Origin of the sequence: Micromonospora sp. CA-248089 (assembly GCF_050948515.1) — a bacterium.
Lineage (GTDB): Bacteria > Actinomycetota > Actinomycetes > Mycobacteriales > Micromonosporaceae > Micromonospora.
On sequence record NZ_CP192016.1, the window covers coordinates 2,944,271 to 2,967,710 of the forward strand.

The 23,440-nt window shown below is 73.5% G+C and carries 18 protein-coding genes; 12 read left to right on the forward strand and 6 right to left on the reverse strand.

Annotation, left to right across the window (positions count from 1 at the left end; genetic code table 11):
• Nucleotides 1-3: 3 nt before the first annotated feature.
• The gene (locus ACQP26_RS13980; RefSeq protein WP_433495917.1) at nucleotides 4-729 is read left to right on the forward strand and encodes a helix-turn-helix domain-containing protein; all 726 of its coding nucleotides are present in this window, start codon (nucleotides 4-6) and stop codon (nucleotides 727-729) included.
• 42 nt (nucleotides 730-771) lie between these two features.
• Here ACQP26_RS13980 and ACQP26_RS13985 read toward each other — a convergent pair whose 3' ends face one another.
• Nucleotides 772-1,173, reverse strand: a complete 402-nt coding sequence (locus ACQP26_RS13985; RefSeq protein WP_281578040.1) for a VOC family protein — start codon at nucleotides 1,171-1,173, stop codon at nucleotides 772-774.
• Between the two features lie 177 nt (nucleotides 1,174-1,350).
• Here ACQP26_RS13985 and ACQP26_RS13990 point away from each other — a divergent pair, with 177 nt between their 5' ends.
• The 4 genes from ACQP26_RS13990 (at nucleotide 1,351) to ACQP26_RS14005 (ending at nucleotide 6,419) form a co-directional block, all read left to right on the forward strand.
• A complete protein-coding gene (locus tag ACQP26_RS13990; RefSeq protein ID WP_018787270.1) occupies nucleotides 1,351-1,509 on the forward strand; it encodes a hypothetical protein in 159 nt (52 codons plus the stop codon).
• A complete protein-coding gene (locus ACQP26_RS13995) occupies nucleotides 1,506-2,921 on the forward strand; it encodes a class I SAM-dependent methyltransferase (RefSeq protein ID WP_433495918.1) in 1,416 nt (471 codons plus the stop codon). Before ACQP26_RS13990 ends, ACQP26_RS13995 begins: the two co-directional genes overlap by 4 nt.
• Entirely contained in the window at nucleotides 2,914-4,959 is a 2,046-nt protein-coding gene (locus ACQP26_RS14000) for a sulfatase-like hydrolase/transferase (RefSeq protein WP_433495919.1), read from the forward strand. The genes ACQP26_RS13995 and ACQP26_RS14000 overlap by 8 nt, the downstream gene beginning before the upstream one ends.
• 176 nt (nucleotides 4,960-5,135) lie before the next feature.
• The gene (locus ACQP26_RS14005; RefSeq protein ID WP_433495920.1) at nucleotides 5,136-6,419 is read left to right on the forward strand and encodes a citrate synthase; all 1,284 of its coding nucleotides are present in this window, start codon (nucleotides 5,136-5,138) and stop codon (nucleotides 6,417-6,419) included.
• 183 nt (nucleotides 6,420-6,602) lie between these two features.
• Here ACQP26_RS14005 and ACQP26_RS14010 read toward each other — a convergent pair whose 3' ends face one another.
• The gene (locus tag ACQP26_RS14010) at nucleotides 6,603-8,000 is read right to left on the reverse strand and encodes a glycosyltransferase family 4 protein (protein WP_281578038.1); all 1,398 of its coding nucleotides are present in this window, start codon (nucleotides 7,998-8,000) and stop codon (nucleotides 6,603-6,605) included.
• A gap of 315 nt (nucleotides 8,001-8,315) precedes the next feature.
• Between ACQP26_RS14010 and glgX the strand changes: the two genes are divergently transcribed.
• The 3 genes from glgX to treZ are packed head-to-tail and all read left to right on the forward strand — an operon-like array spanning nucleotide 8,316 to nucleotide 14,470.
• Entirely contained in the window at nucleotides 8,316-10,436 is a 2,121-nt protein-coding gene (gene glgX / locus ACQP26_RS14015; protein ID WP_433495921.1) for a glycogen debranching protein GlgX, read from the forward strand.
• Between the two features lie 3 nt (nucleotides 10,437-10,439).
• A complete protein-coding gene (gene treY / locus ACQP26_RS14020) occupies nucleotides 10,440-12,740 on the forward strand; it encodes a malto-oligosyltrehalose synthase (protein WP_433495922.1) in 2,301 nt (766 codons plus the stop codon).
• On the forward strand, nucleotides 12,737-14,470 hold the full coding sequence (gene treZ / locus ACQP26_RS14025) for a malto-oligosyltrehalose trehalohydrolase (RefSeq protein ID WP_433495923.1): 1,734 nt from the start codon (nucleotides 12,737-12,739) through the stop codon (nucleotides 14,468-14,470). The genes treY and treZ overlap by 4 nt, the downstream gene beginning before the upstream one ends.
• A 4-nt stretch (nucleotides 14,471-14,474) precedes the next feature.
• Here treZ and ACQP26_RS14030 read toward each other — a convergent pair whose 3' ends face one another.
• Nucleotides 14,475-17,303: an AfsR/SARP family transcriptional regulator gene (locus ACQP26_RS14030; RefSeq protein ID WP_433495924.1), complete on the reverse strand. Its 2,829-nt coding sequence runs from the start codon at nucleotides 17,301-17,303 to the stop codon at nucleotides 14,475-14,477.
• A gap of 121 nt (nucleotides 17,304-17,424) precedes the next feature.
• A complete protein-coding gene (locus ACQP26_RS14035) occupies nucleotides 17,425-18,045 on the reverse strand; it encodes a calcium-binding protein (RefSeq protein WP_281578029.1) in 621 nt (206 codons plus the stop codon).
• Nucleotides 18,046-18,280: 235 nt separating this feature from the next.
• Here ACQP26_RS14035 and ACQP26_RS14040 point away from each other — a divergent pair, with 235 nt between their 5' ends.
• Nucleotides 18,281-18,928 carry a maleylpyruvate isomerase family mycothiol-dependent enzyme gene (locus ACQP26_RS14040; RefSeq protein WP_433495925.1) on the forward strand — a complete coding sequence of 216 codons (648 nt, stop codon included), beginning with the start codon at nucleotides 18,281-18,283 and terminating at the stop codon, nucleotides 18,926-18,928.
• Nucleotides 18,929-18,959: 31 nt separating this feature from the next.
• Here the strand turns inward: ACQP26_RS14040 and map are convergent, their stop codons facing one another.
• On the reverse strand, nucleotides 18,960-19,733 hold the full coding sequence (gene map, locus ACQP26_RS14045; protein ID WP_269706521.1) for a type I methionyl aminopeptidase: 774 nt from the start codon (nucleotides 19,731-19,733) through the stop codon (nucleotides 18,960-18,962).
• Nucleotides 19,734-19,802: 69 nt separating this feature from the next.
• On the opposite strand from map, the gene ACQP26_RS14050 reads away from it, so the two are divergent.
• From ACQP26_RS14050 to bla, 3 genes are all read left to right on the forward strand, one after another.
• Complete coding sequence (locus ACQP26_RS14050; protein WP_269706520.1) at nucleotides 19,803-20,093, forward strand: helix-turn-helix domain-containing protein; 291 nt, start codon at nucleotides 19,803-19,805, stop codon at nucleotides 20,091-20,093.
• Nucleotides 20,094-20,141: 48 nt separating this feature from the next.
• Nucleotides 20,142-20,750 (forward strand): DUF6518 family protein, encoded by a 609-nt coding sequence (locus ACQP26_RS14055; protein ID WP_269706519.1) that lies wholly within the window; start codon nucleotides 20,142-20,144, stop codon nucleotides 20,748-20,750.
• A gap of 213 nt (nucleotides 20,751-20,963) precedes the next feature.
• Complete coding sequence (bla, locus tag ACQP26_RS14060; RefSeq protein ID WP_433496139.1) at nucleotides 20,964-21,860, forward strand: class A beta-lactamase; 897 nt, start codon at nucleotides 20,964-20,966, stop codon at nucleotides 21,858-21,860.
• A gap of 13 nt (nucleotides 21,861-21,873) precedes the next feature.
• Here the strand turns inward: bla and ACQP26_RS14065 are convergent, their stop codons facing one another.
• On the reverse strand, nucleotides 21,874-23,352 hold the full coding sequence (locus ACQP26_RS14065; RefSeq protein ID WP_433495926.1) for a glutamate--cysteine ligase: 1,479 nt from the start codon (nucleotides 23,350-23,352) through the stop codon (nucleotides 21,874-21,876).
• Between the last annotated feature and the right edge of the window lie 88 nt (nucleotides 23,353-23,440).

Consider the following 23,440-nt stretch of genomic DNA (forward strand, 5'->3'; position numbering starts at 1 on the left):
GGTGTGTACCGGGAGTGGGAGGCGGCGGGGATCCCCGGCGGGGTGCTGTGGAGCAGCGTGTCCGGCGGGAGTGAGACGCGGGTGCTGCCGGACGGGTGCCTGGATCTGCTCTGGTCCAGCCGGTCCGGGCTGCTGGTCGCGGGTCCGGACCGCACCGCCCACCTGTCGCGGTCCGCGCCGGGGGACCGGTGGATCGGGCTGCGCCTGCCGCCGGGTACCGGCCCGGCCGTGTTCGGGGTGCCGGCCGAGGAGCTTCGGGACCGCCGCGTACCGCTGGCCGACCTGTGGGGCCGCGCCGCCGCCGAGGTGACCGAGCGGGTCGAGGTGGCGATGGCCACGCCGGGCGACGGGGCCGCCGCGGTGCTCACCGGGGTCGCCCGCGCCCGGCTGCGCGCCGCCGGTGGCCCCGACCCGCTCGGCGCGCACGTCGCCGCCCGTCTGGCCGCCGGGGCAACAGTCGCCGCGACCGCCGTCGAGGTCGGCCTCGGCCCGCGCGCCCTGCACCGCCGCAGCCGGGCCCTGTTCGGGTACGGCCCGAAGACGCTCGCCCGCATCCTGCGGATGCGTCGGGCGCTGGACCTGGCCCGCACCGGCGCGGCGCTCGCCGAGGTGGCGGTGCGCAGCGGGTACGCCGACCAGGCCCACCTGACCCGCGAGGTGCGGGACCTGGCCGGGGTGCCGCCGACCCGGCTGCTCGCCCCGGCCCCGGGCCGCCCGCAGGCGAGCTGACCAGTCGGGGCCGGCCGCACCCGAGCCGGCCGCCGGGGCTGTCTAGTCGGCCGCGGGCAGCGGGGCGAACAGGTCCACGCCGTTGCCGTCCGGGTCGTGCAGGACCGCGTACCGCTGGCCCCAGAACGCGTCCCACGGCGGCATCTCACCGTGGTGTCCGGCGCCGGTCAGCTCGGCGTACCACCGGTCCACCTCGGCCGGGTCGGCGCACCGGAAGGCCAGGCTCATCCGGTTGTTGCCGCCGGACGGGTCGAACTCGGGATGGAAACTGCGGATCACCTCGACCGTGTCCCAGGCCAGCCGTACGCCGTTCGGCAGGGTGACCTCGACGTGCCCCTCGGTCTCGGCGCCGGCCGGGATCGGCAGCCCCAGCCGCCGGTAGAAGTCGAGCGTGCGGGCCATGTCGGTGACCACGGTCCCGACCAGATCGAACTGCGGTGTCATGCGGCCACCGTAGGCGCGACCGGCCCGGCCCGTCTTGAACGGATCGGACGGGGGACGAGTGGCCGGTGTGGCCGCGCGGCCGGTCGTCGAGACGTTACGGTGAGGGACAAGTCCGGCTCTGAGCAATAAAGCTCGCATACCGGGCGTGCTCCGATGACCGACGGAAGGAAAACAGCCGTGACGCATCTGGCCTACCTGGACGCGGGATCCGGCAGTCTCATCGTGCAGGCGGTGGTCGGCGGGGTGGCCGGGGTGGCCGTTGCCGCCAAGCTCTACTGGCGCCGCCTGGTGTCCCGGTTCCGGCGTCAGCCCACCGACCAGGGCCCGGCGGCGTGACGGTCCCCGACACCGGCGTCCGCGTCGAACCCGGCTCCTTCCGCGACCCCGGCAACCGGGTGTTCCACCGGGGCGAGGAGGTGCTGCGCGGGCTCGACGAGCGCTCCGCCCGGGACTGGCGGGCGCTGTCCGTCACCGACTTCTTCCGGCAGGCCGTCACCACCGGGCAGATCGTCGGCACCGAGGAACTGACCCCGACCCCCGTCGACGCGCCCTGGACCGCGGTGCTGCGGCACGAGCGGATCCCGTTCGTCTCGCACCCCTACGAGTGGTCGTCCGCGATGCTGCGCGACGCCGCGCTGCTGCACCTGGACGTGCTGCGGGCCGCCCTCGAGGCCGGCTTCACCACCAAGGACGGCTCGGCGTACAACGTGCAGTGGCGTGGGGCCCGGCCGGTCTTCATCGACGTCGGCTCGTTCGAGGCGCTGCGCGACGGCGAACCGTGGGCCGGCTACCGGCAGTTCTGCCAGACGCTGCTCTACCCGCTGCTGATCCAGGCCCACCTCGGGCTGGACTTCCAGCCGTTCCTGCGCGCCCGCGTCGACGGCGTCGAACCGGACCAGATGCGCCGGCTGTTCGGCGGCACCCGGCGCTGGCGGGCCGGCGTGCCCACCCACGTGCACCTGCACGGCGCCATGCAGGCCCGCAACTCCGCCGCCAGCACCACTGACGTCCGCGCCCAGCTGCGCGCCGCCGGGTTCTCCCGGGAGCTGGCGCTGGCCACGGTACGCGGGCTGACGAAGCTGGTCCGCCGCCTCGACCACCGGCCCGGCGACAGCCACTGGTCGGACTACCAGCGCACCTGCGCGTACTCCGTGCCGGACCGGCAGGCCAAGGAGGAGTTCGTCGACCGGGCGGTGGCCGCCGTCGGAGGAGGTGCGGCGCTGGACCTGGGGGCCAACGACGGCCGGTACGCCCGCATCGCCGCCCGGCACGTCGCGCACGTCGTCGCGGTCGAGCAGGACCCGGCAGTGGTCGACACGCTCTACCGCGCGCTGCGCGACGAGGGCGAGACGCGCATCCTGCCGCTGGTGATGGACCTGGCCGACCCGTCGCCGGGCGGCGGCTGGCGTGGCGTCGAGCGGGCCGCGTTCACCGACCGGGCCCGCGCGGACACCGTCCTGGCCCTGGCCGTGGTGCACCACCTCGCGATCGGGCGCAACGTCCCGCTGCCCGAGGTGCTCGACCAGCTCACCGCGCTCACCGCCACCGGCGGCAGCCTGGTGGTGGAGTTCGTCCACCCGGACGACCCGATGGCCCGCCGCCTGCTGGCGAACAAGCCGGACGGCCTGTTCCCGGACTACCGGCGGGACGCCTTCGAGGCGCTGCTCGCCCGCCGGGGCCGAGTGGTCGCCCGTACCGAGCTGCCGTCCGGCACCCGCACGCTCTACCAGGTGGTGGTAGGTGGCTGAGGGCACCCTCGCGCCACCCCGGGATCACGCGGCCGCACCGGACCGGCAGGAGCGCCGGCCGTGGTGGCGGGCCGAGGCGGCGCGGCTGGCGGAGGTGACGGCACTGGTCGGGCTGGTGGTCACCCAGCCGCTGCTCGACGTGCTCGGCCGCAGCCCCGACTTCTTCCTGTTCCACCGCGCCTCCCGGGCCGACGTGCTGCTCCTGGTCGCCCTGATCGCGTTCGCGCCGACAGTGCTGTTCGCGCTGCTGGGCGCGCTCGCGCTGCCCGCCGGACGCGTCACCCGGGCCGCCGTGCACACCGCGTTCGTGGGCCTGCTGCTCGCCGCGCTGGCGGTCCAGGTCGGCCGGCACCTGACGCCGCTTCGGGGCGTACCCCTGCTTGTCGTCGCCGGTGTGGGCGGGGCCGCCGGGGCGGCCGCGCACCGGCGGTGGCGGGCGCCCCGGCGGGTGCTGCGGGCCGCCGCCGCCGGGCCGCTGGTGTTCGTCGGGTTGTTCCTGTTCGCCTCGCCGGCCTCGGCGGTGGTGCTGCCGCGCGGCGAGGGCGGCGCCGCCGGGGTGGCCGGCGCGGGCGCGCACCCGCCGGTGGTCATGATCGTGCTGGACGAGTTGCCGCTCGTCTCCCTGCTCGGGCCGGACGGTCGGATCGACGCCGCCCGCTACCCGAACTTCGCGGCGCTGGCCGGCGGGTCGACGTGGTACCGCAACGCCACCGGTGTCAGCGGCTGGACGCCCTACGCGCTGCCCGCGATGCTCACCGGGCGCTACCCGGAGCGGGGATCGGCGCCGCACTACTCGCAGTACCCGGACAACCTGTTCACCGCGCTCGGCGGCCTCTACCGGATCAAGGCCGAGGAGAGCATCACCCGGCTCTGCCCGCCGAGCCGCTGCGAGCAGGCCACCACCCCGGAACAGGGGCTCGGCGTGCTGGTCCGGGAGAGCGGCAGGCTGCTCGGCCGCATCGCCGCGCCGGTGGACAGCCGGATCGACCCGGAGGACTCCTACCGCGAGCGGACCGCCGCCGAGGCCGGCCTGGACGCCGCCGAGCCGGTCCCGGACGACCCGAAGTTCCGCTGGGACACCCTCGACGACAACCAGCCCGCCCGGTTCACCTCGTTCCTCGCCGGGCTGCGCCCCGACACCCGGCCCACGCTGCACTTCCTGCACCTGCTGATGCCGCACTCGCCGTGGGCGTACCTGCCGTCCGGGGCGCACTACGCGGCGCCGGACGACCTGCCGAACGACGGCGCCGGCTGGGTCGACCTGGCCCGGGCCCGGCACCTCGCCCAGCTCGGCTACACCGACCGGCTGATCGGCGAGACGCTGCGGACGCTGCGCGCCACCGGCCTCTACGACAAGGCGCTGGTGGTGGTCACCGCCGACCACGGCGTCAGCTTCCGCCGGGACTGGCAGGGGCGGGGGATGGACGCCATCGACCACGCCGCGAACGAGGTGGCCTGGGTGCCGATGTTCGTCAAGGAACCCGGCCAGCGCACCGGACGGGTGGACGACCGCAACTGGGAGCACGTCGACCTGCTGCCCACGATCGCCGACGAGACACACATGCGGGTGCCGTGGCGGATGGACGGCCGGTCGGCGAAGGCGGCGCCGCGCGAGCGGGCCGACAAACGCTTCTACGACCGCCCCGGCCAGCCGGTCACCGTCACCGGCGGCGTGCCCGCCCCGCTCCCGCCGGTTCCCGTCGACCCGCTCGTCGGCACCCGGGCCGGTGACGTGCCGGTCGGCGGATCCGCGACGGTGGCGAACCGGGACGCGTTCGACGCCGTCGACCCGGCCGGCGGCGGGCTGCCCGCGATGGTCTGGGGCACCGTGCCGGACGACGTGCCCGACGGCACCCGGCTCGCCGTGGCGGTCAACGGGACGGTCGGCGCGGTGGTGCCCGTGGTGCCGCCGGACGCCGGTGGACGGCGCTTCGCGGCGCTGCTCGCCGACGACCGGCTGTTCGCCGCCGGAGCCAACCGGCTCGACCTCTACCGGGTCGGCGACGACGGGACGCTGCGGCGGCTCACGCTGTCGTGACGGACCTCCCGAACGTGCCCATGGCCGCGCTCCCATCCGGTTTCCGGACCGGCTGGCCGGGAAACAGGTGACGCACACCTCACCCCGAAACCATGACGAGCGGTGTTCTCCGCGCCGTGATTACGGTAGAAGCGAAGGCAATTCAACGAAGATCTTGCCGGCGAAGCGAGGAACAGATGACGGAAGTCAAGCTCGACCACCCCGGTGGGCAGCTGTCGATGCCGGTGCAGTCCGCGGTTGAGGGCCCCGCCGGGATCGGGGTGAGCAAGCTGCTCAAGGAAACCGGGATGACCACGTACGACCCCGGTTTTGTGAACACCGCGTCCTGCTCGTCCGCCATCACCTACATCGACGGTGATGCCGGCATCCTGCGGTACCGCGGTTACCCGATCGACCAGCTGGCCGAGAAGTCCTCCTTCCTGGAGGTCTCCTACCTGCTGATCTACGGCGAGCTGCCGACCCAGACGCAGCTCACCGAGTTCAGCGAGCGGATCCGGCGGCACTCGCTGCTGCACGAGGAGATGCGCCGCTTCTTCGACGGCTTCCCCCGCGACGCGCACCCGATGGCCGTGCTCTCCTCGGCCGTCAGCGCCATCTCGACCTTCTACCAGGACAGCCTGGACCCGTTCGACTCCGAGCACGTGGAGATGTCCACGGTGCGGCTGATGGCGAAGGTCCCCACCATCGCCTCGTACGCGTACAAGAAGTCGATCGGGCAGCCGCTGCTGTACCCGGACAACTCGCTGGGCTACGTCGAGAACTTCCTGCGGATGACGTTCGGCGTACCGGCCGAGCCGTACGAGGTCGACCCGGTCGTGGCCCGGGTGCTGGACATGCTGTTCATCCTGCACGCCGACCACGAGCAGAACTGCTCCACCTCGACCGTGCGGCTGGTCGGCTCCAGCAACGCCAACCTGTTCGCCTCGGTCTCGGCCGGCGTGAACGCGCTGTTCGGCCCGCTGCACGGCGGCGCCAACCAGGCCGTGCTGGAGATGCTCCAGAAGATCCAGGCCGACGGCGGCGACGTCCGCTCCTTCGTGCAGAAGGTGAAGGACAAGCAGGACGGCGTGAAGCTGATGGGCTTCGGGCACCGGGTCTACAAGAACTACGACCCGCGCGCCGCCATCGTGAAGAAGGCCGCCCAGGACGTGCTCGGCCGGATGGCCAAGCCGGACCCGCTGCTGGACCTCGCGGTGCAGCTCGAGGAGATCGCGCTCGCCGACGACTTCTTCGTGTCCCGGCGGCTCTACCCGAACGTGGACTTCTACACCGGCCTGATCTACAAGGCCATGGGCTTCCCGACGAAGATGTTCACGGTGCTGTTCGCGCTGGGCCGGCTGCCCGGCTGGATCGCGCAGTGGCGCGAGATGATCAACGATCCGGAGACCAAGATCGGTCGGCCGCGGCAGATCTACACCGGTGCCACCGAGCGGGCGTACGTCCCCGCCTCCCAGCGCTGACGCAACCCCGGCGAAAGGCCGCCGCCCCCATCCGGAGGCCGGCGGCCTTTCCCGTACGCGCCCCCACCCCACCCCGCCCCACTCCCGCCGATCTTGCACTCCGTGCCCGGGCATTTCCGGGCATTGCGGCCCTCCTGGGGGCACCAAGTGCAAGATCGCGGGGGAGAGGGGGAGAAGGGCGCGCTAGCGGAGGCCGGCGGCGGTGAGGAGGTTGCCCTCGGGGACGCGCGGCGTGGGCTGGCCGTGTGCCATGCGGTGCTGGGCGCGGGCGGCGGTGAACGCCGGGTCGCCGGCGATGGCGGCGGCGTACGCGGCAGCCGTACGGGACGCGATGGCCGCCCAGCCGTACTGCTCGTGCACCATGGCGCGGGCCCGCCGGGCGAGCGCACGGGCCCGGTCCCGGTCCGACAGCAGCGTGTGCACCGCCTCGGCGAGGCCGTCCGGGTCGTGCGGGGCGAACGTCATCCCGGTGACGCCCGGCTCGACGATCTCGGCCAGCCCACCGGTACGGGCGACAGCGAGCGGCGCGCCCGCGGCGGCACCCTCCAGCGCCACCATGCCGAACGGCTCGTAGATGCTCGGCACCGCGAAGCAGTCCGAGGCGGCCATCACGGCGGGCAGGTCGGTGCCGCCGAGGAACCCGGGCATGCTGACGGTGCCGCCCAGCCCGAGGCGGTGCACCTCGGCCTCCAGGTCCGCCTTGTACGGCCCGTCGCCGACGATCACCGCGCGCAGCCCGGGGTGCCGCTCGCGCAGCCGGGGCAGCCCGGCCAGCAGGTGCTGCACGCCCTTCTCGTACACGAGGCGGCCGGCGAACGTGACCAGCGGGCCGTCGGCGGCGAACCGGGCGCGGGCGGCGGCGACCGCCGACGCGGGCACCCGCCAGCGGTGCGGCTCGACGCCGTTGGGCACCACGTCGACGCGGGCGGCGTCGACGCCGAACAGTGCGCCCACCTCGTCGCGCATGTAGCCGGAGCAGACGATCACCCGGCCGGACTCGCCGGCGAGCCAGTGCTCGACGCCGTGGATGGTGCGGTTCATCTCCTCCGGCAGCCAGCCCTGGTGCCGGCCCGCCTCGGTGGCGTGGATGGTGCTGACCAGCGGCACGTCCAGGTGCTCGCGCAGCGTCATCGCGGTGTGTGCGACGAGCCAGTCGTGGGCGTGGATCACGTCGTACGTGCCGGCGGAGGCGGCGCGCAGCGCGGCCCGGGTGAGGGTGTGGTTGAACGCCATCGTCCAGGCGAGCAGCGAGCCGGTGGCGAGGGGGAAGGTGACCGGGTCCTCGGCGGCGCGGACGATGCGGACGCCGTCGGCGTACTCCTCGAGGGGAGGGCCCTCGGCGTGGCGGGTGACGACGGTGACCTCGTGCCCGGCGGCGGCCAGCGCCACGGAGAGTGCGTGGACGTGGCGGCCGAGGCCGCCGACGAGCACCGGCGGGTACTCCCACGACAGCATCAGGATGCGCCGGGTCCGGGGCCCGGCCCCGGCCGGCGACGGGGGCGCCGGCCGGGAGGTGAGGGTGGGCCGGTGGAGCCGGTCCGTCGCGGTGGCGGGCTGAGCGCCGACCCGCAGAGTGGTCACGTGGATCTCCGTCCATGCATGGTGAGGCACGCCGGCATCGGTGGCGGCGACGAGCGGTGGTGAGGGATGGCCGAACGGCCGAGCGGGCCCGCGGGCGCAGGTCCGGATCCAGGAAAGTCCATAGGCGGCCGCCGCGCATCTCGAAAAGGGCGATCGTGACGGATGACACCCGAACGTCTATCCGTTCTCAGGAGGGTGGATTCGGTTACGGTCCGAACGGGGGGATTGGCCGCGACGACGACTGGGCATCACCGGCGTGCGCATCGGCGGTGCCCCCTGCCCGATGCGCTCACGATCATGGGCCGAAGGAGCGACATGCAGGTCTGGCCGGGCGAGAGCTACCCCCTCGGCGCCACGTACGACGGGATGGGCACCAACTTCGCGATCTTCTCCGAGGTGGCGGAGAAGATCGAGCTGTGCCTGTTCGACGAGTGGGACATCGGCACCGAGCGCCGGGTGGAGCTGCGGGAGGTCGACGCGTACGTCTGGCACGCGTACATCCCCGGCGTCGAGCCCGGCCAGCGCTACGGCTACCGGGTGCACGGGCCGTGGAACCCGGCCGAGGGGCTGCGCTGCAACCCGCACAAGCTGCTGCTGGACCCGTACGCGAAGGCGGTCGACGGGGAGATCACCTGGCACCCGTCGGTCTACGACTACGAGGTCGGCGGCGACCCGGACCGGATGAACACCACCGACTCGGCGCCGTACATGCCGAAGTCGGTGGTGGTGAACCCGTACTTCGACTGGGGCAACGACCGGCCGCCGCGCACCCCGTACCACCACTCGGTGATCTACGAGGCCCACGTACGCGGGCTGACCATGCGCCACCCGGGCATCCCGGAGGAACTGCGCGGCACGTACGCGGCGATCGCCTCGCCGGTGATGATCGAGCACTTCAAGCGGCTCGGCGTCACGGCGGTGGAGCTGATGCCGGTGCACGAGTTCGTGCACGACCACCGCCTGGCCGATCTGGGGCTGCGCAACTACTGGGGCTACAACACGATCGGCTTCTTCGCCCCGCACCACGGCTACTCCGCGCTGGGCCGCCTCGGCCAGCAGGTGCAGGAGTTCCGGGGCATGGTCAAGGCGCTGCACGCCGCCGGCATCGAGGTCATCCTCGACGTGGTCTACAACCACACCGCCGAGGGCAACCACCTCGGCCCGTCGCTGAGCTTCAAGGGCATCGACACCCCGAGCTACTACCGGCTCTCCGAGGACGACCGGCGCTACTTCGTCGACTACACCGGCACCGGCAACAGCCTGAACGTGCGCAGCCCGCACTCACTGCAACTGATCATGGATTCGCTGCGCTACTGGGTGACCGAGATGCACGTCGACGGCTTCCGGTTCGACCTGGCCGCCACGCTCGCCCGCGAGTTCTACGAGGTGGACCGCCTGTCCACGTTCTTCGAGGTGGTGCAGCAGGACCCGGTGGTCGGCCGGGTGAAGCTCATCGCCGAACCGTGGGACGTCGGCCCCGGCGGCTACCAGGTCGGCAACTTCCCGCCGCAGTGGACCGAGTGGAACGGCAAGTACCGCGACACCGTCCGCGACTTCTGGCGCGGCGAGCCGGCCACGCTCGCCGAGTTCGCCTCCCGCATCTCCGGCTCCGCCGACCTCTACCAGGACGACGGCCGCCGCCCGTTCCACAGCATCAACTTCGTCACCTGCCACGACGGGTTCACGCTCGCCGACCTGGTCTCCTACAACGACAAGCACAACGACGCGAACGGCGAGGACAACCGGGACGGCGAGAGCCACAACCGGTCCTGGAACTGCGGCGTCGAGGGCGACACCGACGACCCGGGCGTGCTGGCGCTGCGGGCCCGGCAGCGGCGCAACTTCCTGGCCACGCTGATCCTGTCCCAGGGCGTGCCGATGCTCGGCCACGGCGACGAGCTGGGCCGCACCCAGCGCGGCAACAACAACGCCTACTGCCAGGACAGCGAGATCGCCTGGGTCGACTGGGACCGCGCCGACACCGAGCTGCTCGACTTCGTCCGCCGGCTCACCGAGTTCCGCAACCGGCACCAGGTGTTCCGCCGCCGCCGGTTCTTCACCGGCCTGCCGGTGGGCGGCCGGGCTGCCGGCTCCGGGCTGCCGGACCTGGCCTGGTACACCCCGGACGGCCGGGAGATGACCGGCGAGGACTGGGGCAACGACTTCGGCCGCTCGGTGGCCCTGTTCGTCAACGGCGACGGCATCGGCGAGCGCGGCCAGTACGGCCAGCGCCACCGGGACAGCTCGTTCCTGCTGCTGTTCAACGCGCACGACGCGCCGCTGGACTTCACGCTGCCCGGCGAGGAGTTCGGCACCCGGTGGGAGCTGGTGATCAGCACCGCGGAACCCGATCCGGAGAAGACGATGCTCGTCGAGGCGGGCGGCACGGTCTGCGTGCCGGACCGCTCGCTGCTGGTCCTGGAGAGGACGGCCTGACCAATGCCCGACACCCCCCGCTCGACCTACCGGGTCCAGGTGCGTCCCGGCTTCGACCTGGACGCCACGGCCGAGCTGGCGGGCTACCTCGCCGCGCTCGGCGTCACCCACCTCTACACCGCGCCCCTGCTCACCGCCACCCCCGGCTCCACGCACGGCTACGACGTCGTCGACCATCGCGAGGTCAACCCGCAGCTCGGCGGCGAGGCCGCCCGGGCGCGGCTGGTCCGGGCGCTGTGCGCGGCCGGGCTGGGCCTGGTCGTGGACATCGTGCCCAACCACGCCGGGGTGGCCCGCCCCGACGCCAACCCGGCCTGGTGGGACGTGCTGCGGCGGGGACGCGAATCGGCGTACGCGCGCTGGTTCGACATCGACTGGGACCGCGGGCGGCTGCTGCTGCCGGTGCTCGCCGACACCGCCGACGCGCTCGACGACCTGAAGCTCGTCGACGGGGAACTGCGCTACCACGAGCACCGCTTCCCGGTCGCCGACGGCACCGGCGACGGCACGCCCCGCCAGGTGCACGACCGGCAGCACTACGAGCTGGTGAACTGGCGGCGCGGCGACGCCGAGCTGACGTACCGCCGGTTCTTCGCCGTCTCCGACCTGGCCGGCCTGCGGGTGGAGGAACCGGAGGTGTTCGACGCCACCCACGCGGAGATCCTGCGCTGGGTCGACGCCGGGGAGGTCGACGGCATCCGCGTCGACCATCCGGACGGGCTGCGCGACCCGGCCGGCTACCTGGCCCGGTTGCGCGCCGCCGCGCCGGAACGCTGGCTGGTGGTGGAGAAGATCCTGGAGTACGGCGAGGACCTGCCGGACTGGCCGGTCGACGGCACCACCGGCTACGACGCGCTGGCCGCCGTGTCCGGGTTGTTCGTCGACCCGGACGCCGAACCGGAGTTCACCACGCTCGACGGCCGGCTCACCGGGCGGCACACGTCCTGGGAGGACCTGACGCACGCCACCAAGCTGGAGGCCGCCACCCGGCTGCTCGCCGCCGAGCTGACCCGCCTGGCCGCGCTCGTGCCGGAGCTGCCGGGCGAGCAGGTCCGCGCCGCCCTGGCCGAGCTGGCCGCGTGCTTCCCGGTCTACCGCGGATACCCGCCCGAAGGTGCCCGGCACCTGGCCGCCGCCCGCAGCGAGGCGGGCCGCCGCCGCCCCGACCTGACCGGCGTGCTCGACCAGGTCACCGCCCGGCTGCGCGACCCCGGCCACGAGCTGGCCGCCCGGTTCCCGCAGCTGACCGGCGCGGTGATGGCCAAGGGCGTGGAGGACACCGCGTACTACCGGTGGAGCCGGTTCGTCGCCCTCAACGAGGTCGGCGGCAGCCCGGCCCACTTCGGGGTGCCCCCGGCCGAGCTGCACCGGTTCGCCGCCAGCCGGCACGTGCGCTGTCCGGCGAGCATGACCGCGCTGTCCACCCACGACACCAAGCGCGGCGAGGACGTCCGCGCCCGCCTCGCGGTGCTGTCCGAGCTGCCCGGCCGCTGGGCCGAGCGGGTCGCCGACTGGATGTCGCGCGCGCCCCTGGCCGACCCGGCGCTGGCCCACCTGCTCTGGCAGACCGCCGTCGGGGCGTGGCCGATCGAACGGGAGAGACTGCACGGGTACGCCGAGAAGGCCGCCCGGGAGGCGTCGGTCACCACCAGCTGGGCCGACCCGGACCCGGCCTTCGAGCACGAGATGCACGCCCTGGTCGACCGGATGTACGACGACCCGGAACTGCACGCCCAGATCACCGCGTTCGCCGCCGAGATCACCCCGCCCGGCTGGTCGAACGCGCTCGGGCAGAAGCTGGTGCAGCTCGCCATGCCCGGCGTGCCCGACGTCTACCAGGGCACCGAGCTGTGGGAGAACTCGCTCGTCGACCCGGACAACAGGCGGCCCGTCGACTTCGCCGTACGCCGGGACCTGCTGGCCCGGCTCGACGCCGGCTGGCGGCCCGCGGTGGCCGGCGACGGCGCGGCCAAGCTGCTCGTGGTGTCCCGGACGCTGCGGCTGCGCCGTGACCGCCCGGACCTGTTCGGCGGCTACCGGCCGGTGCCGGCGCGCGGCCCGGCCGCCGCGCACGCGGTGGCCTTCGACCGTGGTGGCGCGGTCGCGGTGGCGACCCGGCTGCCGCTGCGGCTGGCCCGTTCCGGCGGCTGGCGGGACACGGCGCTGTCACTTCCCGTTCACGAGTGCACCGACTTGTTCACCGGGCGGGTCTACAGTGGTTCTGAGCTGCTCCTTCATGATCTGCTGAGCACCTACCCCGTCGCCCTCCTCGCACCCACCGACTCAGTGGAGGCCGCCGCATGACCGAGTTCACGGTGTGGGCGCCCGAGGCCGCCCGGGTGCGGCTGCGCCTTTCCGGTGCCGCCGACCACGCGATGCGTCAGGGGCCGGACGGCTGGTGGCGGGTCGAGGTGCCCGACGCCGGGCCCGGCACCGACTACGCGTTCCTGCTCGACGACGACGAGCAGGCCCTGCCCGACCCCCGCTCGGCCTGGCAGCCGGCCGGGGTGCACGGGCCCAGCCGGCTCTACGACCACGCCGCGTTCGGCTGGACCGACGCCGCCTGGACCGGCCGGCAGCTGCCCGGCAGCGTGCTGTACGAGCTGCACATCGGCACGTTCACCCCGGAGGGCACGTTCGACGGGGCGATCGCCAAGCTCGACCACCTCGTCGACCTCGGCGTGGACATGGTCGAGCTGCTGCCCGTCAACGCGTTCAACGGCGAGTACAACTGGGGCTACGACGGTGTCTGCTGGTACGCCCCGCACGAGCCGTACGGCGGCCCGGACGGCCTGAAACGGTTCGTCGACGCCGCCCACGCCAAGGGCCTGGGGGTGATCCTCGACGTCGTCTACAACCATTTCGGGCCCTCCGGGGCCTACGCGCCGCGGTTCGCGCCGTACCTCACCGAGCAGAGCAACACGTGGGGCCGCACCGTCAACCTGGACGGCCCGCACTCCGACGGGGTACGCCGCTACATCGCCGACAGCGTGCTGGGCTGGCTGCGCGACTACCACGTCGACGGGCTGCGGCTGGACGCCGTGCACGCCATGCCGGACGGCCGGGCCGTGCACTGGCTGGAGGAGGTCGCCGCCGAGGTGGAGGCGCTGTCCACGCACCTCGGCCGGCCGCTGTCGCTGATCGCCGAGAGCGACCTCAACGACCCGCGCCTGATCACGCCCCGCGAGGCGGGCGGCTACGGCCTGCACGCCCAGTGGAACGACGACGCCCACCACGCGCTGCACACGCTGCTCACCGGCGAACGGCAGGGCTACTACGGCGACTTCGGCTCCCTCGAATGCCTCACCGACGTGCTGACCGGCGGGTTCTTCCACGCCGGCACCTGGTCCAGCTTCCGGGGCCGCAGCCACGGCCGCCCGGTCGACAGGCAGCGCACCCCCGGCCACCGCTTCGTGGCGTACCTGCAGAACCACGACCAGATCGGCAACCGGGCCACCGGCGACCGGATCTCCGCCACCCTGTCGCCCGGGCTGCTGCGCGTCGGCGCGACGCTGCTGATGACCGCGCCGTTCACGCCGATGCTGTTCATGGGGGAGGAGTGGGCGGCCTCCACGCCGTGGCAGTTCTTCACCAGCCACCCCGAGCCGGAACTCGCCGTGGCGGTCGCCACCGGCCGCAGACGCGAGTTCGCCGACCACGGCTGGGCCACCGAGGACGTGCCGGACCCGCAGGACCCGCAGACGTTCCTGCGGTCCCGGCTGGACTGGGCCGAGTTGGACAAGCCGGAACACCGCGAGACGTACGACCTCTACCGGCGGCTGATCGCGCTGCGCCGTTCCCGGGCCGACCTGTCCGACCCACGGCTGGACCGGGTCGACGTCCGCCACGGCGACCGGTTCCTGGTGATGCGGCGCGGCGAGACGCTCGTGGTGGCGAACCTGGCCGGCCGGGCGCAGCGGATCAACCTGCCCGGCGTGGTACGCCGCGTGCTGCTCGCCACCTCCGAGGGCGTCACCGTGATGCGTGACGGCATCGAGCTGCCGCCGGAGAGCGCGGCGATCGTGGCGCTCTGACCGCTCACGGGTGAAGTTTGCGCCGTACCGCCTCGGCGGCGGCGTGACCGAGTTCCTCGTACAACGCGAGTGACCGCAGCCAGGCGTCCCGGGCCGCGTCCGGCCGCCCGGCGGCGGCCCACGTGTCGCCGAGGTGGTCCAGCACGATGCCCTCGGCATGCCGGTCGCCGATCTCGGCGAACAGGGCGAGGGCCTGGTGGAAACAGTCGACCGCCTGGTCGTACTCGCCGAGGTGGTGGTGGGCGAAGCCGATGCTGTCCCACGTGTTCGCCTGCCCGTACGCGCTCCCGGCCTGCTCGGACAGTGCGAGCGCGCGGCGGCAGAACGTGATCGCGTCGTGGTGCTCGCCGAGCTGCGAGTGGTACCAGCCGATCGCGTTGAGCGCGACCGCCTGTTTGAGCGGGCTCCCGACCCGTTCGTAGAGGGCGAGGCTTCGCCGGGCGTGCGGCAGGGCCTCGCGGGGTTGCCGCTGCCGGTCGTGGAGCATGCTGAGGTCGAAGTGGGTGTGCGCCCGCCCCTCGTCGTCGCCCAGGGCGGCGAACAGGTCCAACGCCGCGAGCAGGTTGCGCTGCGCCTCGGCGTACCGGCCGAGGTTGGAGCAGGCCCCGGCCAGGAGCCGGTGCGCCTGCGCCTGCGCCGGGCGGTCACCCGAGCGCCCGGTCGCCTCGACCGCCCGGCGGGCCACCGCGGCCCAGTCGTGCCAGTGGCCCTGCCTGTCGAAGTACGTGGCCAGGGTCCACGAGAGCTGCCCGGCCGCGGCGTCGAGGCCGTTGCCGGCGGCGTACTCGATGGTCGCGAGGAGCACCTGGTGCTCGCGGGTGAACCAGGCCAGCGCCGCCGCCAGGTCGTCGAGCCGTTCGACGGTCACCCCCGGCGCGGCGGGGGTGAGGGTCAGCGGGTCGCGCTGCGGTGACAGCAGGAGCGCGGCCGCGTGCGCGGTGTGCAGATGGTGGTCGACCAGCCGGCACAGCGCGGACCGGGAACCGGCCTCGTCCCCGGCCGCCCGCTCGACCGCGTACGTCCGGACCAGGTCGTGCATGCGGTACCGGCCCGCGACGTGTTCCTGGACGAGGTGCGCGTCGACGAGCTCGCGTAGCAGCGGGCGCAACCCGTCCGGCGTACGGGCGGTCAGGCCGGCCGCCGCGGCCCGGCCGATGTCCGGGCCCGGGGCGAGGCCGAGCAGCGTGAACACCTCCGCGGCCTCCGGCGTGAGCGCCGCCAGCGAGCGGGACAGCACCACCCGCAGGTTCGTCGTCACCTCGTCGCCGGTCAGCGCGTCCAGCGGGCTGACCGCGGTGGTCAGCTCGGCCGCGACGGACGACAGGGCGAGTTCCGGGTTGAGCGCGGCACGGGCCGCCACGATCCCGAGAGCCAGCGGCAGACCCCCGCAGAACCGCAGGATGTCCGCGACCGCGTCCGGCTGCCCGCCCACCCGCGCGGCGCCCACCTGCCGGACGATCAGCTCGCGGGCCTCGTCGTCGGGCAGCACGTCCAGCGGCAGCGGCCGCGCGCCGTGGGTGGTGACGAGGCCGGCCAGTTGCCGTCGGCTGGTCACCAGGACCGCGCTCGTGGGGGTGCCGGGCAGCAGCGGGACCACCGTGGCGGCGTCGCGGGCGTCGTCGAGGACGATCAGCATCCGCCGGCCGGCGACGAGCGTGCGGTACAGCGACGCCTGGACCTCCGGATCGGCCGGGACGCGTGCCGGTTCGACGCCGAGCGCCTCGAGGAAGCCGCGCACGGCCACCGGCCAACCGACCGGGTCCCCGGTCGGGTCGAAGCCGCGCAGGTTGACGTAGAGCTGCCCGTCGGGGAAGCGGCCGGCGTTGGCGTGCGCCCAGCGCAGCGCCAGCCAGGTCTTGCCGACGCCACCGCCGCCCCCTATGGACGAGATCACCACCGGTGACCCGGCGCCGTCCGGGTGGCCCGCGTCGGCGAGTTGCTCGTCGAGGCGCGCGAGCTGGGCGGTACGGCCGGCGAAGACCCCTGGTGACGCGGGTAACTGCCGGGGCACGGTACTCGCATCCCGGGCCGCGCCGGGCGACCGGTCGGTGGCCGGCGTGCCCGGTTCCCCGTCTGCCGGGAGGTCCGGCGGCGCGATCGCCGCGTCGGCGGTGAGGATCTGCTGGTAGAGCTGTGCCAGCGGCGGGCTGGGGTCGGCGCCGATCTCGGCGGCCAGCCTCCGGCGCAGCCGGTGGAAGTGCTCCAACGCGTCGGCCTGCCGCCCGCACCGGTACAACGCGAGCATCGCCTGCGCCGCCAGGCGCTCGTCCCACGGGTACCGGCCGCTCAGATCCAGGACGTCGGGGAGGAGACGGGCGTGCGTGCCCCGGCGCAGCGCGATGTCGTTGCGGTCCAGTGCGGCCGCGAGTCGCTGCCGGTCGAGGGTCTGCCGGTAGGCCGCCAGCCACGGCGTGGTCAGCCCGTCGAACGCCTCGCCGCGCCAGAGTCCGAGCGCCCGCTCCAGAGCGCTGATCGCTGTCGCGTCGTCCTCGGCGCGCCGGGCCTGCTCGGTCAGCGAGCGGAAGCGGTGCAGGTCGACGCGGTCCGGGTCGACGGCGAGCAGGTAGCCGGGATGACGCCGGACGATGCGGACGTCGTCCGTGCCGGCCAGCGCGTGCCGCAGCCGCGACAGGTAGCCACGCAGCGTGGCGGCGGCCCCGTCCGGCACCTCGTCGCCCCAGACCCGGCTGATCAGCTGCCCGGTCGCGACGACCCGGTTGGGCTCGACCAGCAGAGCGGCGAGGACACACTGTTGACGGGCGTGACCGATCCGGACCGCCCGGCCGTCGACCCGGACGTCCAGGTCGCCGAGCACCCGGAACTCCACCGCCACGGACTGTCACGGTAGCCGCGGACGGTGGTGGTCGGACCGGGCGTGACGACGATCCGACAGGCGGCAGCGCGACGGTCCGCGTTCCCGGTCTCCCGGTGCGCGGACCGCCGTGCCGGCGGGATCACGGGCAGTTGATCGGGAGATCCAGCGTGGGCCGGAAATCGTCGATCACCGCGTCCGGGCCGCAGTTGCCGTCGTCCCAGCCGGGGCCGCCGACCAGGGTGTCCACGCCCTGGTCGCCGAAGAGGTGGTCGTCGTTGCTGCCGCCGTCCACGCGGTCGTCGCCGTCCAGGGCGCTGGGCCCGATGAAGCGGTCGCCGTGGATGGTGTCGACGCCACCGTCGCCGTGGAGGTTGTCGTTGCCCAGGTCGCCCCAGATGTCGTCGCCGTGAAAGCCGCCGTAGACGATGTCGTCGCCGCTGTTGGCCTGGATGCTGTCGCTGCCGGCGAGCCCGCAGATGACGTCGTCGTAGACGCTTCCGACGATGACGTCGGAACCGGTTGTGCCGATGATGAACTCCGGGCCGTTGCTGTTGGTGCTGGTGTAGAGCCCGCCGACGGGCACGTACTGCGGGTCGTATCCGAACGGCACCGGTGCCCCGGAGTAGGGGCCGCAGTCGGGGGGGACGATGTAGGCCGCCGACGCCGGGGTGGTGCCGCCGGCCAGGCCCGCGGCGGCCAGGACGAGCGCCCCGATCACCGAGGCGGCGGTACGGGCGGTGGAGAGGTACCGGTGTGACATGACGCTTCTCCCTTGCGGTTGATGTGTACGAGAAGCGTCACCGGCGAGCGTTCAGCGGACGTGCAGCAAACGTGCAGCCCGCCCGCCTCAGCGCCGATCTTGGAGTTGTGGCGCCTCGAAGGTCGCCGATGTCAGATTTGCGAACCACCACAACTCCAAGATCGGCGGAGTGGGGAGCGGTGAGTTCGTCCAGGCAGCGCGGTCCTACCTCCGACGGCCCGACCCTGGAGGTTTCATGTCCGACACGCTGACCCGCCGCGAGCTGTGGGCGCTCGCGCACGCCGAGCGCGCCGCCCTGGCCGACGACCTCGCCGATCTCGACGCGGCGCAGTGGGCCCGGCGCTCGCTGTGCGGCAGGTGGACGGTGGAGGAGACGCTCGCGCACATGACGGCGGCGGCGAGCGTCGGCCGGGCGCGCTGGGTCGCCAGCGTGCTCGGCGCCCGGTTCGACTTCGACCTGCACAACGACCGCCGGCTGGCCGAGCACCGGGGCGCCGACCCGGGGGAGACGCTCGGCCGGTTCCGCCGGATCATCGGCAGCACCACGTCCACGTTCGGGCCGACCGAGGCGTGGCTCGGTGAGGTGGTCGTGCACGCCCAGGACATCCGGCGGCCGCTCGGCCTGACCCGGACGCCCTCGGTCGAGGCCGTCACGCCCGTTGCCCGGTTCTACGCCGGGCGGGACTTCACGGTGGCCGGGCGCAGCGCGATCGAGGGCCTGCGGGTGGAGGCGACCGACGGGCCGTTCACCGCCGGCGCCGGCCCGCTGGTCAGCGGCACCACTGTCGCGCTGATGATGGCGATGGCCGGGCGGGCCGCGTACTGCGACGACCTCACCGGGCCCGGAGTCCCGACCCTGCGGGAGCGGTGCGCGCCCGCGTGACCAAGGCCGCTGACCTGGGGTCGGGCCCGGGTCACGGCTTCGGCAGCGTCAGGATCTCCGCGCCGTCGTCGGTGATGGCGATGGTGTGCTCGCTGTGCGCGGTGCGGCAGCCGGTCGCGCTGCGCAGCGTCCACCCGTCGGCGTCGGTGACGAGCGTGGCGGTGTCCGCCATCACCCACGGCTCCAGCGCCAGGAGCAGCCCGGGACGCAGCGTGTAGCCGCGCCCGGGTCGCCCGGTGTTCGACACGTGCGGGTCCTGGTGCATCGTCGACCCGACGCCGTGGCCGCCGAACTCGGTGTTCACCGAGTATCCGGCTTCGGTGAGGACCGAGCCGATGGCGTACGACAGGTCGCCGACGCGGGCGCCGGGACGGGCCGCGGCGATCCCGGCGCGCAACGCCCGCTCGGTCGCGTCGATGAGCGCGACGCTCTCCGCGGGCCGGGCGTCCCCGACGATGAAGCTGATCGCGGAGTCGGCCACCACCCCGCCCAGCGAGACGGCCAGGTCGAGGCTGAGCAGGTCGCCGTCGGCGAGCGCGTAGTCGTGCGGCAGCCCGTGCAGGACCGCGTCGTTGACCGAGGTGCAGATGTAGTGGCCGAACGGCCCGCGCCCGAACGACGGCTCGTAGTCGACGTAGCAGGACTGCGCCCCGGCCTCGACGATCATGCGTTGCGCCTGCCTGTCGATGTCGAGCAGGTTCGTGCCGACGGTGGTGCTGCTCCGAAGCGTCCGCAGGATGTGGGCGACCAGGGCGCCGGTGTCCCGCGCCCGCCGTACGTCGGTGGGGCTCAGGATCTCGATCATGCAGGGCGCCTTCCACTCGCGCGACCAATAAGTATCCCGGCCATGTTATCCCGGTATTAGAATCCTGGCATGGTCCGGTTGCCCCTCACTCCTGCCGAGGTCGAGCGCGGGCAGCGCCTCGGCGCGCTCCTGCGCCGCGCCCGGGGTGAGCGTTCGATGCTGCTCACCGCGCTCGACGCCGGAGTCTCCCCGGAGACCCTCCGGAAGATCGAGTCCGGCCGTGTCGCCACGCCGGCGTTCCCCACCATCGCCGCCATCGCCGACGTCCTCGGCCTCTCCCTCGACGAGGTGTGGTCCGAGATCAACCGGTCCGACACCGCGGTCCGTCTCGCACCGTCGGAGCGGCGTCTGGCCTCGTAGGTCGCCCTGTCGGCGAAGGGAGCATACCGAGTATGTAAGCTCCGGCGCATGCCACCCTCGCGTCGCGCCGTCGCGCTTGTCGTACCCGTCGCCGGTTTCCTGCTCGGTTTCCTGGACTTCGTCTGGATCAAGTGGGTGCCGTTCCCCTTCGCCGAACTCGGCAACTCCACCGCCACCTGGGCGGTGGCCGCGTTCGCGCTGGGCTGGTGGATCCGCTCGGGCGCGGTGCGCGCCGCGGTGGCCGCCACCGTCCTGCTGATCGTCGCGGTGCCCAGCTACTACCTGGCGGCGACGCTGCTCCAGGGCGACGACATCGCCGTGATCTGGGCGCTCACCTCGTTCGTCTGGATGGCGTTCGGCGTGGTGGCGGGCGTGGTGTTCGGCGTCGCCGGAATCTGGGCGCGGACGCAGGGATGGCGGCGCGTCGTCGGGGTCGCGCTGCCGGTGGCCGTGTTCGTCGAGGAGGCGCTGCGGTTCGCGCTGAAGTCGCGTTCCGGTTATCCCGGAGCGTGGTGGAACGTCGCCATCGACCTCGGGCTCGCCGCGCTGCTGGTGGTGCTGATCGGCCGGTCCGCCCGGGTGCGGCTGCTCGCCGCTGCGGTGGCGCTGCCGCTGGCCGCGGCGGGCGCGGTCACGTTCACCGTCATCGCGGGCTGACCTGCCCCGTCGGACCGCCCTGCCGGCCGAGGCGGCGAGCCACAGGGCCCGCCGAGGCGGCGAGCCACGGTGCCGGCCGAGGCGCGAGCCACAGGGCCGGCCCAGGCGGCGAGCACCGGCCCGACCGGGATCAGCGACAATGATCCGAGAACGGCGTGGTCCGGACGACGGGGGAGGAAACGGGTGATCCGACGGCAGGTGCTCGCGGCGGCGATGCTCACGGCAACGGTTCTGGTGGCCGGCTGCACGAAGGACCGGCCCGCAGCCGCGCCGCCCACCAGCGCCCCGGCCACATCCACGCCGAGCGCCACACCGAGCGCCGAGCCGGTGCCCGCACCGGCCGAGCTGGCGGCGCTGGAGCGGCGCTCGGGTGCCCGGATCGGCGTCTACGCCGTCGACACCGGCACCGGCCGCACCCTCGCGCACCGGGCCGACGAGCGGTTCGCGTACGCCTCGACGTGCAAGGCCCTCGCGGCCGGCGCGATGCTGGCCGCCACGTCCGACGCCGACCGGGACCGGGTGGTCCGCTACCGGCGCGCCGACCTGGTAGCGCACTCCCCGGTGACCGAACGGCACGTGGAGACCGGCATGACACTGCGGGACGCCGCCGAGGCAGCGGTGCGGTACAGCGACAACACCGCCGGCAACCTGCTGTTCGACGCGCTCGGCGGCCCGGCCGGCTTCGCGCGGGCACTCCGGGACGTGGGCGACCGCGTCACCCGGCCCGCCCGCACCGAGCCGGAACTCAACGCGGCCACGCCCGGCGACGAGCGCGACACCAGCACGCCCCGGGCGCTGGCCGGCTCGCTGCGGGCGTACACGCTGGGGGAGACCCTGCCGCCCGCGGACCGCGACCTGCTGCTGGGCTGGATGCGGGCCAGCACCACCGGCAGCGGGCTGGTCCGGGCCGGCGTGCCGGCCGGCTGGCAGGTGGCGGACAAGTCCGGCACCGGCGGGTACGGCACCCGCAACGACATCGCCGTGGTGTGGCCGCCCGACGGGGCGCCGATCGTGCTGGCGGTCATGACCAGCCGCGACAGCCGCGACGCGGAGCCCGACGACGCGCTGGTCGCCCAGGCCGCGCGGGCGGCGGTGACCGCGTTGCGCTGACCGGAGGCCCGGGTCAGGGGATGGGCCACTCGTGCACGGGCCGGTTGCTGTGCATCAAGTCGACGTAGTGGCGGACCACCTCGCGCAGCGCGGCCGGCCGGTCCAGGTGGTCGGCCGACTCCAGCCGGTGCAGCGTCTCCACCTGCCACGTCGCGCCGTTGCGGCTGGTCAGGCAGCGCTGCTCGGCGATGCCGAGCAGCCGGTCCCGTTCCGCCGGGTCCACGCCCCACCGGTCCAGCCCGTGGTGGGCCATCGGCAGCAGCCGGCGCAGCACCAGCTCGGTCACCGCCAGATAGCCCAGCCCGGGCCAGTACACCTGGGCGTCGATGCCGTGCCGGGCGCAGGCGTTGAAGTTCTCCTCGGCCGCGCTGAACGACATCTGCGACCACAGCGGGCGGTCGGACTCGGCGAGCGCCCGCACCAGGCCGAAGTAGAACGCGCCGTTGGCGACCGTGTCCAGCACCGTCGGCCCGGCCGGCAGCACCCGGTTCTCCACCCGCAGGTGCGGCCGGCCCTTGAGCACGTCGTAGACCGGCCGGTTCCACCGGTAGATGGTGCCGTTGTGCAGCCGCAGCTCGGCCAGCTTCGGCACCCCGCCGCTGTGCAGCGTGGTCGCCGGGTCCTCCGCGTCGCAGACCGGCAGCAGCGCCGGGAAGTACCGCACGTTCTCCTCGAACAGGTCGAACACCGAGGTGATCCAGCGTTCGCCGAACCACACCCGCGGGCGTACGCCCTGGGCCTTGATCTCCTCCGCCCGGGTGTCGGTGGCCTGCTGGAACAGCGGCACCCGGGTCTCGCGCCACAACTCCCGGCCGAAGAACAGCGGGGAGTTCGCGCCGAGCGCCACCTGGATGCCGGCGATCGCCTGCGCGGCGTTCCAGTAGTCGGCGAACTGGGCGGGGCTGACCTGGAGGTGGAACTGGGTGCTGGTGCACGCCGCCTCCGGCGTGATCGTGTCGGCGGTGGTGGCCAGCCGCTCCACCCCGCTGATCGCGATCGGCAGGTCCTCGCCGCGGGCGGCGAAGATCTGCTCGTTGAGCAGCGCGTACCGGGGGTTGGCGGACAGCGTCTCTGCGGTCAGGTGCTCCGGGCGCAGCGTCGGCAGGATCCCGACCATCACCATGTGCGCGCCCACCGTGCGGGCCTTTTCCTCGGCGGCGTTCAGGCTGGCCCGCACGTGCTCCTCGAACGCGGCGGTGCCGGTGCCGGCGAGCCGCCGCGGCTCGACGTTGATCTCCACGTTGAACTGGCCCAGCTCGGTCTGGAACGCCGGGTCGGCGATGGCCTCCAGCACGTCGGCGTTGCGCATGGCCGGGTCGAAGGCGTCGTCGACCAGGTTCAGCTCGATCTCCAGGCCGGTCATCGGCCGCTCCACGTCGAAGCGGGACTCGCGCAGCATCTCGGCGAACACGTCCAGGCATCGCCGGACCTTCTCGCGATAGCGGGCCCGGTCCTCCCGGCTGAAGGTACGCACGCCGACGTCCTCGCCCATGGTCACCACCCTGTCACCGTTGGTTCTCCCCAACCTCGCACGGAGTGGCGGGTCAGGAAAGGCCCGGAGGCCTTTTCTGTACCCCGTG

Bases quoted from the DNA above. Each gene is read 5' to 3' on its own strand.
- ACQP26_RS13985 (WP_281578040.1), bottom strand. From the start codon at position 1,173: ATGACACCGCAGTTCGATCTGGTCGGGACCGTGGTCACCGACATGGCC.
- ACQP26_RS14005 (WP_433495920.1), top strand. From the start codon at position 5,136: ATGACGGAAGTCAAGCTCGACCACCCCGGTGGGCAGCTGTCGATGCCG.
- glgX (WP_433495921.1), top strand. From the start codon at position 8,316: ATGCAGGTCTGGCCGGGCGAGAGCTACCCCCTCGGCGCCACGTACGAC.
- treY (WP_433495922.1), top strand. From the start codon at position 10,440: ATGCCCGACACCCCCCGCTCGACCTACCGGGTCCAGGTGCGTCCCGGC.
- treZ (WP_433495923.1), top strand. From the start codon at position 12,737: ATGACCGAGTTCACGGTGTGGGCGCCCGAGGCCGCCCGGGTGCGGCTG.
- ACQP26_RS14035 (WP_281578029.1), bottom strand. From the start codon at position 18,045: ATGTCACACCGGTACCTCTCCACCGCCCGTACCGCCGCCTCGGTGATC.
- ACQP26_RS14040 (WP_433495925.1), top strand. From the start codon at position 18,281: ATGTCCGACACGCTGACCCGCCGCGAGCTGTGGGCGCTCGCGCACGCC.
- map (WP_269706521.1), bottom strand. From the start codon at position 19,733: ATGATCGAGATCCTGAGCCCCACCGACGTACGGCGGGCGCGGGACACC.
- ACQP26_RS14050 (WP_269706520.1), top strand. From the start codon at position 19,803: ATGGTCCGGTTGCCCCTCACTCCTGCCGAGGTCGAGCGCGGGCAGCGC.
- ACQP26_RS14055 (WP_269706519.1), top strand. From the start codon at position 20,142: ATGCCACCCTCGCGTCGCGCCGTCGCGCTTGTCGTACCCGTCGCCGGT.
- bla (WP_433496139.1), top strand. From the start codon at position 20,964: ATGCTCACGGCAACGGTTCTGGTGGCCGGCTGCACGAAGGACCGGCCC.
- ACQP26_RS14065 (WP_433495926.1), bottom strand. From the start codon at position 23,352: ATGGGCGAGGACGTCGGCGTGCGTACCTTCAGCCGGGAGGACCGGGCC.